Origin of the sequence: Blautia sp. MCC283 (genome assembly GCF_018785565.1) — a bacterium.
Classification (GTDB): Bacteria; Bacillota; Clostridia; order Lachnospirales; family Lachnospiraceae; genus Blautia_A.
This window is the reverse complement of sequence record NZ_WQQB01000027.1, coordinates 1-13737: the sequence shown is the minus strand read 5'-3', so window position 1 is coordinate 13737 and position 13737 is coordinate 1. Positions and strand designations below refer to the sequence as shown.

The window sequence follows — 13737 nt, the reverse complement described above, 5'->3', positions numbered from 1 at the left end:
CAAAATCAAAGGAGCATACATACAATGGAGCCAATCATCTGAAACGTTGAAGTAAAAAGCGTCCTCACAAAATCCAATTTGCCTGTGAGTGATTATTCGGTCAATCCTTATGTGGGCTGTGGCCACGGCTGCAAATATTGCTACGCATCTTTTATGAAGCGTTTTACCAATCACCCGGAGCCCTGGGGAGAGTTCATAGACGTTAAATTTTGGCCGGAAATCAAACACCCGGAGCGGTATGCAGGGAAAGAACTGTTTCTCTGTTACGTGACCGACCCATATCAGCCGCTGGAGGAAACCGCCTGCCGCACCCGCGCCATTTTGGAGCAGATGCAGGGCAGTGAATGTAGCCTCAGTATTGCTACCAAGTCTGACCTGGTGCTGCGTGACCTTGACCTCATTAAAATATTCCCCAATGCGCGGGTATCCTGGTCGATCAAACACACTGGACGAAGATTTTCGCGCTGATATGGACAATGCAGTGAGCATTGAGCGGCGGCTGGCCGCTATGAAAGCATTCCATGATGCTGGTGTGCGCACCACCTGCTTTATCTCGCCGATTTTCCCCGGCCTCACCGACCTGCCCTCCATCATCCACCGGGCGAAGAATCAATGTAATTTGGTCTGGCTGGAAAACCTAAACTTGCGGGGCGGTTATAAGAAAACGATTTTTGACTATATAACGGAAAAACATCCAGACCTGCTGCCGCTGTACGATACCATTTACAATAAAAAAGAACGCAGCTACTGGTCAATGCTGGATGCGCAGATGCGGCAGTTTTGCCAAGAGGAAGGGCTACTGTATGTCCAGGATGATGATTCCATCAAACGCCCTTTCAACGATCCGCCTATCGTGGTCAATTATTTTTTCAACGAAGAGATAATCCCTCGGCCAAAATGCAGAAGAACAGGTAATCAAAACTATATAGTAACATGCAGAAAGCTAGAAGTTGTAGAGGTGAGGTTATGAAACGCGCAGAATTAGAATCAGACATATAACGCCGAGACAGATTATCCGTGGCTCAAATATCCGAATTATGAGGTGTTCCGGCATTGTAATAATCGGAAGTGGTTTGCTCTGATTTATGGATGTACCAAAGAACAAGCTGGGGCTGCAAGGCGAAGAAATGCTGGAAGTAGTCGATTTCAAATGTGACCCAATTCTGATTGGCACACTACGAGAGGAACCCGGCTTCTTCCCGGCGTATCACATGAGCAAGGATAGCTGGATTACTGTTGCACTGGATGTGCAGCGTATCAGATGACAAAATCAAAATGTTGCTTGATATGAGTTATGAAGCAACGATACCCAAAACATGCAAAAAGAGATACTGATAAATTCAAGTTTGGAGAATTGAGAAAATCGGAATTTTGGAGGTTATTATGGCTTTTGATTTTAAAAAAGAGTATAAAGAATTCTATATGCCGAAGAACAAACCAGAGATTGTAAATGTACCTAAGGCAAATTATATTGCAGTTAGAGAAAAAGGCAATCCAAATGAAGAAGGCGGAGCATATCAACAAGCAATCAGTGTTCTATATGCTGTTGCATACACATTAAAAATGAGTTACAAGACTGATTATAAAATTGAAGGATTCCTCTCCATTTGATAAGTACAAAATAAGTTCATAATACAAGTACATTTTAAGTACAAAACATGGTAAAATGGTTTAAATGAACTTGTTTTAAGTACTCTATATTTTATTATTAGGGGAGAGCATCAAAAATATGAAGAAAGAAAAGCGATATTATCAAATCCGAATGGATTATTTCTGGCTTTCCATTCTGGCAGTCATAATACTGCATGATGTTTCATCGTTTTAAATTCTTCATCGGTTAATTTTTCTGGTTTTTCCAGAATCTCATTCCCGATTGCGACCTTTCCTATGTCATGTAAAGCTCCGGCAATATACATTTTCTGATAGATATCCTTATCAAATCCCATGAACCTTGATATTTTTTCCGCACCTTCCGCAACACCCATTGAGTGGTTACTTGTAAAGGGTGATTTATAGTCCACAATATGGGCAAAAAGATCTGCAATAGCTTTAATCTGTGCAAAATTAAGTTCCAGCTTTATTCTGGGTACTTTCTTCCACAACATCGTATCCAGGGTTTCATTATCAATCATATGAATTTTTTCATCTGAAAAAGCATTAAAAAAAACTTCCACGCAGAAGGAATCAAACAATTTATCTTTTGACTTTATTACAAATTCTTCTGTTCTTTTCCACTCATCCGAATCTGATTTCATAGATCGGCAAAATATATCTATCGTATCACACATATGGATAATCCTTGCAAAAAACGGTACTTCATTCCATTGTTTTCCAAAAGGTTCACTTCCATCAGCGTTTTCATGGGGGGGGTACAGTATGACATTAGATACATCATTATGAAACGGTATATTTTTCAGAATTTTTTCTCCTATGGTACAATGCCTTCCCAGCTTCGTCACCCCGTTACGTAAAGCGTCATTTTGAAGCTCTTCCTGAATATATTGTGCCACTGCATTGTCGTGCAGCAATGCACACTCTGCCAGATCCTGCAGACTTTGACCCTGTATACCCATTTTTTTCAGCAGTACAAACCGCCATATATGCCACACGTTTAGAATGATTGTTTGTTACTTTAATCAGCTCTGCCTCTACACAGTCCAATGCATATGAGCAGGCTGCTAATAACCCCAGCACATCAAATTTCATTTTTGATCTTGTCTCCTCCTTTGTTCTGTTTTCTGAGAAATCTGGAATATGCTTACCATGACAGATTTCTCAGCCTCGGATCAATAAAAGCATATGTTTTGTCTTTTCTTTAATTTTTCCATGACCGTTGGATATTTTTTATAATCTGTGTGAGGTAAGGCCTGGGCAGCTACCATCTGTTCCAGAAAATCATCCACTTCCGCAAATTGTATATAAGTCATTTCTTCCAGTATCTGATCAATATCTGCAAGAAGTTCTTTGTTCAGCAAAAGCTTCTGTGCTCCTTCCAGCGAAGAATTTCCAGCATTGATCATCTTCTCCCGTTCCATGTCAGGATACATCCCAATGGTAATGGCTGATTCCACAGATACATATTTTCCAAAAGAGCCGGCTACATAAAATCGATCTGCCTGATTCAGTTCAAGTCCAGATTCCCGGAGCATGATCTCAACCATTATATGTGCTGCGGCTTTGGTAAGAATAAATTCGTCGATATCTTTCTGATAAAAATACAGACCCGGAGCATATTCTATGCAAAGCTGACCTTCTCGTTTCTGAATAAGATTCGTTTTTTCAGGAGAAAACTTACCACGAATATCTATCCATCCTTCTAAAAAAAGTTCCGCAATCAGATCGACAATACCGGAACCGCAGATACCCTTAGGGCTAATTTTTCCTGAAGAGTTACCAATTACATGAACATGGATTTTTCCACCTCTTATCCTCACGCTGTCCACTGCTCCGGCATCTGCCCTCATCCCGGTATGTACTACACCGCCTTCCAATGCAGGCCCCGCCGCACCGGCGCCGCAAAGAAGAAAATCTTTATTTCCTATCACAAGTTCACCGTTGGTTCCAATGTCAAAGAAAACACTGATTCCATCCTTTTTATATAATTCCGTTTCAATCATTCCACTGATGATGTCACCACCCAGATAATTAGACTTCGCCGGATAACAATATACATAACCATTCAGCGGAATGTCCAGATCTTTTGCCGGCTGGAATCCCGGACGGTCTGCATGAACAGCATGTGGCGTATAAAAGACACAGAAAGCATCTATTCCCAAAAGAAAGTGGATCATGGTGGTATTGCCTGCTACTACCATAGACAGACATTTTCGTGACACCGGATGCTTTACATCCAGCTTATCCATGCACTCTATAATAGACTCAACTGTAGCAAGCCGTATCTCTTCCAGTTTTTTCCTGTCATCTTTGCAGAAAAAAATACGTGATAAAATATCGGTTCCCCACTGAATCTGTTTATTAAAGCAGCTCTCTTCTCCCAATATCTCACCACTATTACAATCTAAAAGTCTCACCACTACCGTTGTACTTCCAAGATCCACAGCCAGCCCATAATGCTGTCTGGCTGTATCTCCGCTTTCTATATCAACCAGCTCCCATTTTTCTCCATTCCAGGAAAGCGAAACGGTTATTTTCCAACCTGCACGATCAAGTAATGGATATAGTTGTCTCAACATGCGAACCGGAATATGAACCTCCTCTTTCACGCCCTCCGCGGATAAAGCTTCCAGAATGCGCTGCTGGTCTGAACGCTGATCCTCTTCGGTTGGAACAGAAAGATCAAGATATAATTTTCGGCTAAGACCTCTCATAGTATTCATCTCCCTACAATTTGTGCATTTTTTATTCTGTAAAAAAAGAAGGTCATCCGTTATATCACATACTTGACATCCTTCCTTTTCATTGTTATTTATTATACTTCTGAGAAGATTAATGATAATCCTGCTGTCATCAAGCACTGAACGATATAATCTTTCACCCCAATAGTCATATAGATTTTTGGTATCTTCTATTTCAGCTTTCGCCTTCATCTCCAGGCGATGCCTTCTTTCATCAGCATAATCATTGTATCAGGATAAAGTTCACAAAGTATCCGCAATACATTCCCATAAGTTCATGTCATTATTGAAATTGTACATATTTCAGTATGAAAAGTTCACCATTCAAATTCTGATTATTATTTCTCCACATACTCTTCTGCCATATGTACTGCCATAGCACCATCTGCCACTGCTGTTACTATCTGACGAAGTAACTTTGTTCTGACATCTCCTACAGCATAAACACCCGGAATACTCGTTTCAGTGTTTTCACCTGCCACAATATATCCTTTATTATCCAGTTCTATCTGATTATCTAAAAAATCTGTTGTCGGTTTTCTTCCTATACTCACAAACAGGCCGTCACATTCTATAATGTTTTCTTCTCCTGTAACTGTATCTTTCAACCGCACACCAGTCAATCGTTCTCCATAAATCAGTTCATTTACTGTATTGTTCCATCGAAACTCTATATTTTCAGTTTTCATCAGCTGGTCATGGTAGATTTTCGTTGCACGTAATGTATCTCTTCGATGAACAATGATGACTTTCTTAGCAATTCGACTTAAAAGAGCAGCATCTGATACAGCAGAATTTCCACCACCAACAACCACCACGATCTTATCTTTATAAAACATACCATCACAGGAGGCACAATAAGCAACCCCATGACCTACCAATTCTTTTTCTTTAGCGAGACCAAGTTCTCTTGGATTTGCTCCAGTAGCAATCACTACTGTTTTCGCAATATAAATTCCCGAACTAGTTTCTACTCTCTTAAGCTTTCCTGTTAAATCCATATTAAAAACTTCAGCATATTCACTTTTAGCGCCAAATTTTTCCGCCTGTTTTTGCATTTTCTCTGCCAATGAAAATCCGTCAATTCCATTTTCAAAACCAGGATAGTTATCAATCTGCCAGGTCAATGACATCTGACCACCTGCAGATAATTTTTCTAAAACAATTGTATCAAATCCTGCTCTGGCTGCGTATAATGCTGAAGTATACCCTCCAGGTCCTCCCCCCACGATAATCATATCGTAAACATGATTTTCATTCATACAGCAGTCCTCCTTTTATTTTTCCAATGCTTCATTAATAAAATTCTCTATCATTATTTTTGATTCAGGTGCAACAATAGAATCTATTGCCTTTCCATCTCGATATAAAACCAGCGTAGGAATTATCTCAATCTTTTCAGCTTCTGCAATCTGTGGTTCTTCATCAATATTTACTTTTCCAGCAATAAGAATATCGCTGTATTCTTCACTTATTTTTTCATAAGCCGCTCCAATTCTACGACAATAACCACACCAAGGTGCCCAGAAATCAACCAAAACCGGTTTTTCCTTATGAATTAATTGTCCAAACTTTTCTTTATTTATATTTATAGATGTCATATTTTTCAACTCCTTCTCCTATTTGAACTTAATATACCCCAAATAAGTGCTTGCTTCCGTGATGATATCACAGAAAAGATAATTTACTTTATTACACTTCTTTTTATTTCTATTTATGGCATATGCCAGTTATATAATTGACGCATCTAAAAAAAGCAAGTATACTATGTTCGTAAAGGAGATAACGGTTATGAACTTCGAAAATTGTTTTCCACTATGGAATGACTTAAATACAGCACAGAAAAAAATAATTTCAGACAATTTAATCACACAGTATGTAAAAAAAGGGACAATCATTCACAATGGAAACCTGGATTGTACTGGATTATTACTGGTTAAATCCGGGCAGCTTCGAACTTACATACTTTCAGATGAAGGACGGGAGATTACACTTTACCGTCTGTTCGATATGGATATGTGTCTTTTATCCGCCTCATGTATCATGCGGTCTATTCAATTTGAAGTAACCATTGAAGCAGAAAAAGATACGGATCTTTGGATCATCCCTGCTGAAATCTATAAGGGCATCATGAAAGAATCTGCTCCTGTCGCAAATTATACCAATGAGTTAATGGCTACCCGTTTTTCTGATGTCATGTGGCTGATTGAACAGATTATGTGGAAGAGTTTGGATAAGCGTGTTGCTTCATTTCTTTTAGAAGAAACATCCATTGAAGGAACAAATGAACTGAAAATCACTCACGAAACTATCGCAAACCATCTTGGTTCCCACAGGGAAGTTATCACTCGAATGCTTCGATACTTTCAAGGCGAGGGTCTCGTCAAACTCTCCCGTGGCAAAATCACAATCCTTGATCCAAAAAGACTGGAAACACTCCAAAGGTCATAAAATTGTTTTTCTGTAACATATAAAGAAGAATCCTCCATTTATCAGAATTATGAAAGTCATTCTAATAAATGGGGGATCTTTTTATATAACGAGAAAATTATAAAAATATTATGATTATTTTTAATAATCCATACCACATGCATATGCCTTTTCAATCAGCGCACGGTCATTGACAACTGCATCATAGAAGCGGAATCCGCCGGAGAAGTTGTATGTTTCATATCCATTTCCTTCCAGAATACGACTGGCAATATAACTTCGCAGCCCACTCTGGCATATCAGGTAAACAGGCTTTCCCTTCTCAATTTCATTGATACGTTCCCTTAGTTCATCTACAGGAATGTTTTTGAATCCATCCATATGTCCCCTGCTAAATTCATCTACCGTTCTCACATCCAGCAACACAACACTTTTATCTCTAGAAATCTTATCCATATCTTCCAGATGCCATTGTTTTAAGGTACCTTTTGCTATATTGTCTATCATGAATCCTGCCATATTTACAGGATCCTTGGCAGAGGAATAAGGCGGTGCATATGCGAGATCCAAATCCTTCAGCTGGGTTGCCTTCAGCCCTGCATGGATTGCTGTTGCCAGCACATCAATACGTTTATCAACTCCTTCATATCCAATACTCTGAGCACCAAGCAAACGATAGGTCTCTTTTTCAAAAACCACCTTCATGGTCATCACTTTTCCACCAGGATAGTAACCGGCATGACTCATAGGAGAAAGAATTACTGTATCTACCTCTAATCCTGACTTTTTGGCATTGGTTTCATTGATACCTGTAGTGGCTGCTGTCATATCAAACACTTTTATAACGGAGCTTCCCTGACTGCCCAGGTAACGACTATCACCGCCACAAATATTATCAGCGATGATTCTGCCCTGTTTATTGGCTGGCCCTGCCAAAGAAATCAGCGCATCATTACCCGTAACATAATGTTTTACCTGAACTGCATCACCTGCAGCATAAATATCCGGTACAGAGGTTTCCATTCTGTCATTCACTACAATACTTTCCTTGATGCCAAGTTCCAGACCGGCTTCTTTTGCTAATACTGTGTCTGGTGTGACTCCGATTGCCAGAACTACCATATCAGCCTGAAGGGATGGATTATCTTTCAACAGGACCTCCACTCCGTTGTCTTTTTCTTTAAATCCTTCTACTGTATAGCCCAGTACCAGTTTTATCCCATGCTTTCTCATTTCATTATGGATCATGGATGCCATATCCGGGTCAAAAGGGTTCATCAGCTGCTTAGGCCGCTGGACAATCGTAACATCCATGCCAAGCTCCCTCAAATTTTCTGCCAGTTCCAGACCAATAAAACCGCCACCTGCCAATACAGCCGATTTTGGATGATTCTTATTTATATATTCCTTTATCCGAAAAGTGTCTTCTACAGTACGAAGTGTAAAAAGTTTATCAATACCTACTCCGGGAAGTCTCGGCTGTGTTGGCTTTGCACCTGGAGAGAGGATCAGCTTATCATATTTTTCTTCAAATATCTCACCATTCTCTAAATTTTTCACTGAAACCGTTTTACGTTCCGGATGTATGGAGATAACTTCATGATGAATTTTCATGTTAATACGGAAGCGTTTAAAAAAACTCTCTGGTGTCTGTAGTGTAAGTTCTTCCGGGTCTGTGATCACGTCTCCAATATAATATGGAAGTCCACAATTCGCATAGGATATGTATCCGGATCTTTCAAACACAGTAATTTCAGCATGCTCATTCAGTCTGCGTATTCTTGCTGCGGCTGTAGCTCCTCCGGCTACACCTCCTACAATTATTACCTTCATCTTATTTTTCCACCTTTCCTGAGTAAGCTGCAATGCCACCGATATTATTTACTTTAGAATATCCCATTCGTTGCAGTATCCCAGTTGCCTGGCGGCTTCGTGAACCGGAATAACAGTATACAAACAGTGGGATATCCTTATTCTTCGCTACAGAAGCAATATTGTCAAGTTGCTGCAACGGCACATTTTTACTTTCTGGTATATGTCCTTCCTGATATTCCTGCGGTGTACGTACATCCAGCAGAACTGCATCATCAGTCCTTTTATATTCTTCTATGCCTTGATTAATATTCGACTGTTTAAAGAGATCAAAAAATCCCATTAGCACACCTCCCTAAAGCATTTCTAAAATCGCATTCTTAGGTCTCGCCCCTGAAACCTGCTGTACAATCTTCCCATTCTTCATAACCACTAAAGTCGGAATGCTCATAATACTGAACTTATTTGCCAGTTCAGGCTCTTCATCTACATTAATCTTTCCAACTTTAATATCTCTACGCTCACTTGCAATCTCCTCTACAATAGGTACTACCATGCGGCAAGGTGCACACCAAGATGCCCAAAAATCTAAAAGAACGGGTTTATCGGAATTCAGTACTTCGTTCTGAAAATTATTTTTATTGATATTAATAGCAGACATTTTACAGTCCTCCTTATCTTTTTCTTTTTGTAGATTTATTATAGTCTTAATTTCATTTATTTTCCGTGATTACATCACCATACCTCATTAACTTAACTTCTTGCCATACCATCTACACTTAATATAACACCTGTAATGTAACTCGCCTCATCTGAAGCAAGAAACACAAACGCATTGGCAATATCTTCTGGCTGTCCAAGACGACGCAATGGAATTCTTTCAATCATAGGTTCGATAACTTCCTTTGGCACGGCCTTCATCATATCAGTTTCTGTAATCCCAGGTGCAACCGCATTAACACGAATACCTTTAGGTCCTAGTTCTCTTGCTAATGATACAGTCAATCCGTTTACTGCAAACTTCGATGCCGGATAAGCAAACCCACTTGGCTGTCCCGAAATACTCACCATGGAAGAAGTTGAGAGAATGACCCCCTTGCCTCTTGCCACCATACATTCTGCTGCTACACGAGTAGTATTAAATACTCCTTTTACATTTAGATCCATGACTTTATCAAAAGTCTCCTCTGTATAATCCATAAAAGAGGTGTTTTCTGAAATCCCTGCATTATTTACCAGTATGTCGACACATCCATATTTTTCAGTTGCCTCTTTAAAAGCCTTTCTGACAGACTCCATGCTTGCCAGATTTGGACTAATTCCAGCAACTATTGCATTGGGATATTTTTCTTTTAATTTATCTACAGCAACATCTGCCGATTCCTGTGAACTTGCTGCCAACACAACTGAAGCACCTTCCTTCAAGAATTTATCAGCTGTAGCAAATCCTATACCACGGCTTCCACCCGTAATGATTGCAACTTTATCTTTTAATCTCATTTAGACTACCTCCTTACTTTGTTTGTAGTTACATTATAAGCAAAAGGTAAATCATTTTCTGTGATATCATCACAAACTATCGCAATAAAAAACCCTGTTGCTCACACGCACCAGGGTTTTTGTTTATCTATCCGTATTTAAATAATCAGAATTTTATTCAACTTCTGAAAACTGATCTTTTCCAACATTACATAATGGGCATTCAAAATCTTCTGGAACGTCCTCCCACTTTGTTCCTGGTGCAATACCACCTTCAGGATAACCTTCCTCTTCATCATATTCCCATCCGCAAACGTCACATACATATTTCATTAGTTTGTTCCTCCTTCTATTATTATAATAATCAATATTACTGATTACCTTTTATTTAAAATAATCATTCAATCATCATTTTTTCCGTTCAAAAACATATTCTGCATCTGATGATAAATCAGAGCGGAATGAATAGCCTAGTCTATCAAATTTCTTAATATCCTCAGGATTTTCAATTCTGTTTTCAGCCATGAACCTAACCATTTCACCACGGGCCATCTTAGCATATGTACCTTTTGTCACCAGTTTATCTCCTGATAACTCACAAAATGTAATCGTAATGTATCTATCCTGTCGTGTCAGATATTTTTCTATGCACTTAGAGTATTCTTTCGATGCCAGATTGATTATAATCCTGCTGTTATCAATCACTGAGCGGTATAATAAATCTCCCCAGTACTCATACAGATTTTTTGTTTCTCCTATTCCAACCTTCGCCTGCATTTCCAAACGATAAGGTGTCACACCATCCCTTGGTTTTAGCACACCATAAAATGCAGATATTATTCTCAAATGATTTTGTACATACTCGAATTGACTGTCCTCAAACACGGATGGAGCCATATATTGAAAAGCAATTCCTTCATATGATAAGACAGCTGGGGTAAGTAAATGATAAAGATCCATGTTTTCCAATCTATTGAAGTTCTGTTCTGTAATTTTGTCATTACATTTCCAGATAGTCTTCAGTTCTTCTTTTGACTTACTTTTCAACCAACTTTGTATCTCTGTCGTCTTTTCAATAAATTCAGGCAATCCATCCGGCGCTATGCTGTCAGTATCTGTAATCATCTTTTTAGCAGGGGATAATATTATCTTCATTAATCTAATTCCTTGAGCATATTTTCAGGATCATCTGCAGCCTTGACTTTATCATTTGCCTTTATAATAATCCCCTGTTCATCAATAAGATATGTGGTTCTTACTACTCCCATAGAGACTTTGCCATAATTTTTCTTTTCTTTCCATACATCATATGCTTCAATAACTTTCCGCTCTGGATCTGCTAAAAGTGTAAATGTCAATCCATATTTTTCCTCAAATCTCTTATGAGAGGATACAGAATCCTTACTGACTCCAAGAATAACTGCTCCTTTTTCGGTAAACTGAGGGTATCGCTCAGAAAACCCACATGCCTGTTTCGTGCATCCCGCTGTATTATCCTTGGGATAGAAATATAAAATCACTTTTTTTCCTGTATAATCCGATAATCTATGTATTTTCCCATTTTGATCTGGCAACTCAAAATCCGGTGCCTTAACCCCTACTTCCAACATTATTTATCCCTCCCTTTCTGTATCTTTCTCTTTATTCGCCTTTTTCTTCCTATTCCCGGTAATCATTTTATGACCTGTATATATCGCCATTACCATACATAACATAGAACTTAAAGCAAAGTATTTGTGACTTGATTTTTGCTTTTTATATCCAGTGTAAAAAGTCCCAAGCATTGTGATCAATGCTCCTACTGACCAATATTTATGTGCTTTCATGTAATTCCTCCATTTTTTCAGTGTATTCAATTCTAATTATACGCTACCATATTCCTATGTCAATTTGATAATAGAGCATTCCTATAAAATTTTTCAAAATATCATTGTCAAAACTATGTATTGTTATCCTTTAATTTTTCTTTGAAATAATTGACAAAAAGCTTGCTTTCAGGAGATTACTATTTAATCTCTTTTCCATCTATACATAGTTGAAATTTATCAGGATTATTGACAACATCATAGTCCTTTCCGTATTCTACAGGTCTATATTCGGCTGTCATTACCGATTCCCCGTCTTCAATATCCTCTTTCCATAAATAGATGTTCATATCAATGCTCGTCGCATATCCTCTGTCTGTGGAGAATTTTGTCGAATGAAAAGAGACTTTACAACTTAAAATTGGATAAAAAGGACAAAAAAAGAAGAGCTGCTTGCTCTTCCCATATAGTAGTAGTAAAATAATATGTCATGCCAGCGCAATATATTACCTAGAATATCGCTATAACAGGAAAGGGACTGCATTGTGACAGCCCCTAGTTTACTTCATCATGTTGTCTACATTCTGAGTGAACTCATTCCCTGGTTTATTTTAGCATCGATCTGGATTTTGTTTCATAAAGATAAATTTTGCCACAGAGCGGTCGTATGTTTTAATGTGTCCAAACAGCCAGTCGATTACATTTTTCTGTACAAGTTCACTGAACCGATCTGTTGGTCCTTCATACTCCTGAAGGTATTCATACAGTTCTTGAATTGTCTTTTTAAACTCTTCATGTTTTTCATAATGTTTTTCACGCTCTGGATAACCGGATTTTTCCTGAAGCTTTTCCTCTTCTTTGAAATGAAAGTCAGTATATTCATCCAGATAATCCAGCATTTTGATTGCTTTTACTTTGCTGTCGCCATTTTGACAGGCAGTTACAAAGTTCTGGATACGGTCAATCAATTCTTTGTGCTGTGTATCGATTGTTTTATTTCCTGTTACTAAATTGTCATCAAAGGTAATGTTTAAATCGTAAGTCATAATTTGACCTCCATTTCTTTTATATGTTCTCTTAGGCTCTTTTAATGTCTGGCAGTTTCGTACCTGCATTTTCTGCTTAGTCTTCTACAGGAACGAAAACATCTTTTCCTAATCCGCAGATTGGGCATGTCCAGTCATCTGGAATATCCTCAAATGCAGTTTCTGGAGCGATACCGGCGTCTGGATCTCCTACTGCCGGATCATAAATATATCCACATGGTTCACATTCATATTTTTTCATAGTCATTTTCCATTTTCAATGTCGATTTATTTTTGTTACCAAGTTCCTAGCAATTTTTCTAACACTTTGTTTCTTGTATATCTGTATTATACATGATAATTATTCTTTTGTCAATAATAGTAATTATTATTATTTTTGCACTTAGCATAAACTGATATTTGAATTGCACATTTACATATTGTATATATCATGGGAATAGTTGAATAAAAAAATGAACTCTATTCATTAAAGACAGAGTTGCTGGAAATTATTTCTCTCCAACAACTTTCTTCGTCTTTAAGTCCTTGAAACACAATACTGTCCCATCAGATTCATCCAACTGTTATATTTATTCTTTTCACACACCTTTCGACAAATTTCATTTTCCATCAATACACAGAACATCTTATCATAATCAAATGCCCAAACAGCACCATTCACATGGTTTTCCACTGCTTTCTGATCTATGTACTTTAAACGTGTGACCATTTTTTCAATTTCTCCATTTCTCAAGTTACCGATATTTTTGCAGATAAACCGAAAGAAATTCAACGTTGCATATTCGTCATGCCAATGGAACTCTTCTGGAT

General features: G+C 38.2%; 17 protein-coding genes and 3 pseudogenes. 4 read left to right on the top strand and 16 right to left on the bottom strand.

The genetic code is table 11. From position 1 onward, the window contains the following. Window positions 1-78: 78 nt before the first annotated feature. The 3 genes and pseudogenes from GPK81_RS18545 to GPK81_RS09410 form a co-directional block, all read left to right on the top strand. Window positions 79-970 (top strand): annotated as a pseudogene (locus GPK81_RS18545) (radical SAM protein). Between the two features lie 115 nt (window positions 971-1085). Continuing rightward, window positions 1086-1265 carry an MmcQ/YjbR family DNA-binding protein gene (locus GPK81_RS09415; protein WP_005924649.1) on the top strand — a complete coding sequence of 60 codons (180 nt, stop codon included), beginning with the start codon at window positions 1086-1088 and terminating at the stop codon, window positions 1263-1265. Between the two features lie 118 nt (window positions 1266-1383). Further along, window positions 1384-1599, top strand: a pseudogene (locus tag GPK81_RS09410) (GyrI-like domain-containing protein); the annotation flags it as partial. 194 nt (window positions 1600-1793) lie between these two features. Here the strand turns inward: GPK81_RS09410 and GPK81_RS09405 are convergent. The 5 genes and pseudogenes from GPK81_RS09405 to GPK81_RS09390 all read right to left on the bottom strand — a co-directional run bounded on the left by GPK81_RS09405 (window position 1794) and on the right by GPK81_RS09390 (window position 5956). Next, complete coding sequence (locus GPK81_RS09405; protein ID WP_244096042.1) at window positions 1794-2573, bottom strand: HD-GYP domain-containing protein; 780 nt, start codon at window positions 2571-2573, stop codon at window positions 1794-1796. Between the two features lie 213 nt (window positions 2574-2786). Beyond that, the gene (locus tag GPK81_RS09400; protein ID WP_106492201.1) at window positions 2787-4328 is read right to left on the bottom strand and encodes an ASKHA domain-containing protein; all 1542 of its coding nucleotides are present in this window, start codon (window positions 4326-4328) and stop codon (window positions 2787-2789) included. A 114-nt stretch (window positions 4329-4442) separates the two neighbouring features. Beyond that, a pseudogene (yaaA, locus tag GPK81_RS18540) lies at window positions 4443-4559 on the bottom strand (peroxide stress protein YaaA); the annotation flags it as partial. Between the two features lie 134 nt (window positions 4560-4693). Further along, on the bottom strand, window positions 4694-5617 hold the full coding sequence (gene trxB / locus GPK81_RS09395; RefSeq protein ID WP_215706943.1) for a thioredoxin-disulfide reductase: 924 nt from the start codon (window positions 5615-5617) through the stop codon (window positions 4694-4696). 15 nt (window positions 5618-5632) lie between these two features. After that, window positions 5633-5956, bottom strand: a complete 324-nt coding sequence (locus GPK81_RS09390; RefSeq protein WP_005330449.1) for a thioredoxin family protein — start codon at window positions 5954-5956, stop codon at window positions 5633-5635. A gap of 166 nt (window positions 5957-6122) precedes the next feature. Between GPK81_RS09390 and GPK81_RS09385 the strand changes: the two genes are divergently transcribed. Beyond that, window positions 6123-6806, top strand: a complete 684-nt coding sequence (locus tag GPK81_RS09385) for a Crp/Fnr family transcriptional regulator (protein ID WP_044924567.1) — start codon at window positions 6123-6125, stop codon at window positions 6804-6806. A 120-nt stretch (window positions 6807-6926) separates the two neighbouring features. On the opposite strand, the gene GPK81_RS09380 is transcribed toward GPK81_RS09385, so the two are convergent. The 11 genes from GPK81_RS09380 to GPK81_RS09330 all read right to left on the bottom strand — a co-directional run. Then, entirely contained in the window at window positions 6927-8618 is a 1692-nt protein-coding gene (locus GPK81_RS09380) for an FAD-dependent oxidoreductase (RefSeq protein WP_215706942.1), read from the bottom strand. 1 nt (window position 8619) lies between these two features. Beyond that, window positions 8620-8940 (bottom strand): rhodanese-like domain-containing protein, encoded by a 321-nt coding sequence (locus GPK81_RS09375; protein WP_005421613.1) that lies wholly within the window; start codon window positions 8938-8940, stop codon window positions 8620-8622. A 12-nt stretch (window positions 8941-8952) separates the two neighbouring features. Beyond that, window positions 8953-9258 (bottom strand): thioredoxin, encoded by a 306-nt coding sequence (trxA, locus tag GPK81_RS09370; protein WP_005421612.1) that lies wholly within the window; start codon window positions 9256-9258, stop codon window positions 8953-8955. Between the two features lie 92 nt (window positions 9259-9350). Continuing rightward, complete coding sequence (locus tag GPK81_RS09365; RefSeq protein ID WP_005421611.1) at window positions 9351-10097, bottom strand: SDR family NAD(P)-dependent oxidoreductase; 747 nt, start codon at window positions 10095-10097, stop codon at window positions 9351-9353. 153 nt (window positions 10098-10250) lie between these two features. After that, on the bottom strand, window positions 10251-10409 hold the full coding sequence (locus GPK81_RS09360) for a rubredoxin (RefSeq protein WP_005339874.1): 159 nt from the start codon (window positions 10407-10409) through the stop codon (window positions 10251-10253). Window positions 10410-10484: 75 nt separating this feature from the next. Then, window positions 10485-11231 (bottom strand): peroxide stress protein YaaA, encoded by a 747-nt coding sequence (gene yaaA, locus GPK81_RS09355; protein ID WP_005421606.1) that lies wholly within the window; start codon window positions 11229-11231, stop codon window positions 10485-10487. Then, on the bottom strand, window positions 11231-11686 hold the full coding sequence (gene bcp, locus GPK81_RS09350; RefSeq protein WP_005421605.1) for a thioredoxin-dependent thiol peroxidase: 456 nt from the start codon (window positions 11684-11686) through the stop codon (window positions 11231-11233). Before bcp ends, yaaA (GPK81_RS09355) begins: the two co-directional genes overlap by 1 nt. Window positions 11687-11689: 3 nt before the next feature. Continuing rightward, window positions 11690-11902, bottom strand: coding sequence for a DUF6219 family protein (locus GPK81_RS09345; protein WP_005421604.1), 213 nt, complete (start codon window positions 11900-11902; stop codon window positions 11690-11692). Window positions 11903-12492: 590 nt separating this feature from the next. Further along, complete coding sequence (locus tag GPK81_RS09340) at window positions 12493-12927, bottom strand: bacteriohemerythrin (RefSeq protein ID WP_015524976.1); 435 nt, start codon at window positions 12925-12927, stop codon at window positions 12493-12495. A gap of 76 nt (window positions 12928-13003) precedes the next feature. Next, window positions 13004-13168 (bottom strand): rubredoxin, encoded by a 165-nt coding sequence (rd, locus tag GPK81_RS09335; RefSeq protein ID WP_015524975.1) that lies wholly within the window; start codon window positions 13166-13168, stop codon window positions 13004-13006. A gap of 276 nt (window positions 13169-13444) precedes the next feature. Next, a partial coding sequence (locus GPK81_RS09330) for a hypothetical protein (protein WP_215706941.1) occupies window positions 13445-13737 on the bottom strand: 293 nt, incomplete at its 5' end.

Coding starts and splice junctions, on each gene's coding strand:
- GPK81_RS09400 (WP_106492201.1), bottom strand. CDS start 4,328: ATGAGAGGTCTTAGCCGAAAATTATATCTTGATCTTTCTGTTCCAACC.
- GPK81_RS09360 (WP_005339874.1), bottom strand. CDS start 10,409: ATGAAATATGTATGTGACGTTTGCGGATGGGAATATGATGAAGAGGAA.
- GPK81_RS09375 (WP_005421613.1), bottom strand. CDS start 8,940: ATGGGATTTTTTGATCTCTTTAAACAGTCGAATATTAATCAAGGCATA.
- GPK81_RS09365 (WP_005421611.1), bottom strand. CDS start 10,097: ATGAGATTAAAAGATAAAGTTGCAATCATTACGGGTGGAAGCCGTGGT.
- rd (WP_015524975.1), bottom strand. CDS start 13,168: ATGAAAAAATATGAATGTGAACCATGTGGATATATTTATGATCCGGCA.
- yaaA (WP_005421606.1), bottom strand. CDS start 11,231: ATGAAGATAATATTATCCCCTGCTAAAAAGATGATTACAGATACTGAC.
- GPK81_RS09380 (WP_215706942.1), bottom strand. CDS start 8,618: ATGAAGGTAATAATTGTAGGAGGTGTAGCCGGAGGAGCTACAGCCGCA.
- GPK81_RS09345 (WP_005421604.1), bottom strand. CDS start 11,902: ATGAAAGCACATAAATATTGGTCAGTAGGAGCATTGATCACAATGCTT.
- GPK81_RS09390 (WP_005330449.1), bottom strand. CDS start 5,956: ATGACATCTATAAATATAAATAAAGAAAAGTTTGGACAATTAATTCAT.
- GPK81_RS09415 (WP_005924649.1), top strand. CDS start 1,086: ATGGATGTACCAAAGAACAAGCTGGGGCTGCAAGGCGAAGAAATGCTG.
- trxB (WP_215706943.1), bottom strand. CDS start 5,617: ATGAATGAAAATCATGTTTACGATATGATTATCGTGGGGGGAGGACCT.
- GPK81_RS09405 (WP_244096042.1), bottom strand. CDS start 2,573: ATGGGTATACAGGGTCAAAGTCTGCAGGATCTGGCAGAGTGTGCATTG.
- GPK81_RS09385 (WP_044924567.1), top strand. CDS start 6,123: ATGTTCGTAAAGGAGATAACGGTTATGAACTTCGAAAATTGTTTTCCA.
- bcp (WP_005421605.1), bottom strand. CDS start 11,686: ATGTTGGAAGTAGGGGTTAAGGCACCGGATTTTGAGTTGCCAGATCAA.
- trxA (WP_005421612.1), bottom strand. CDS start 9,258: ATGTCTGCTATTAATATCAATAAAAATAATTTTCAGAACGAAGTACTG.
- GPK81_RS09340 (WP_015524976.1), bottom strand. CDS start 12,927: ATGACTTACGATTTAAACATTACCTTTGATGACAATTTAGTAACAGGA.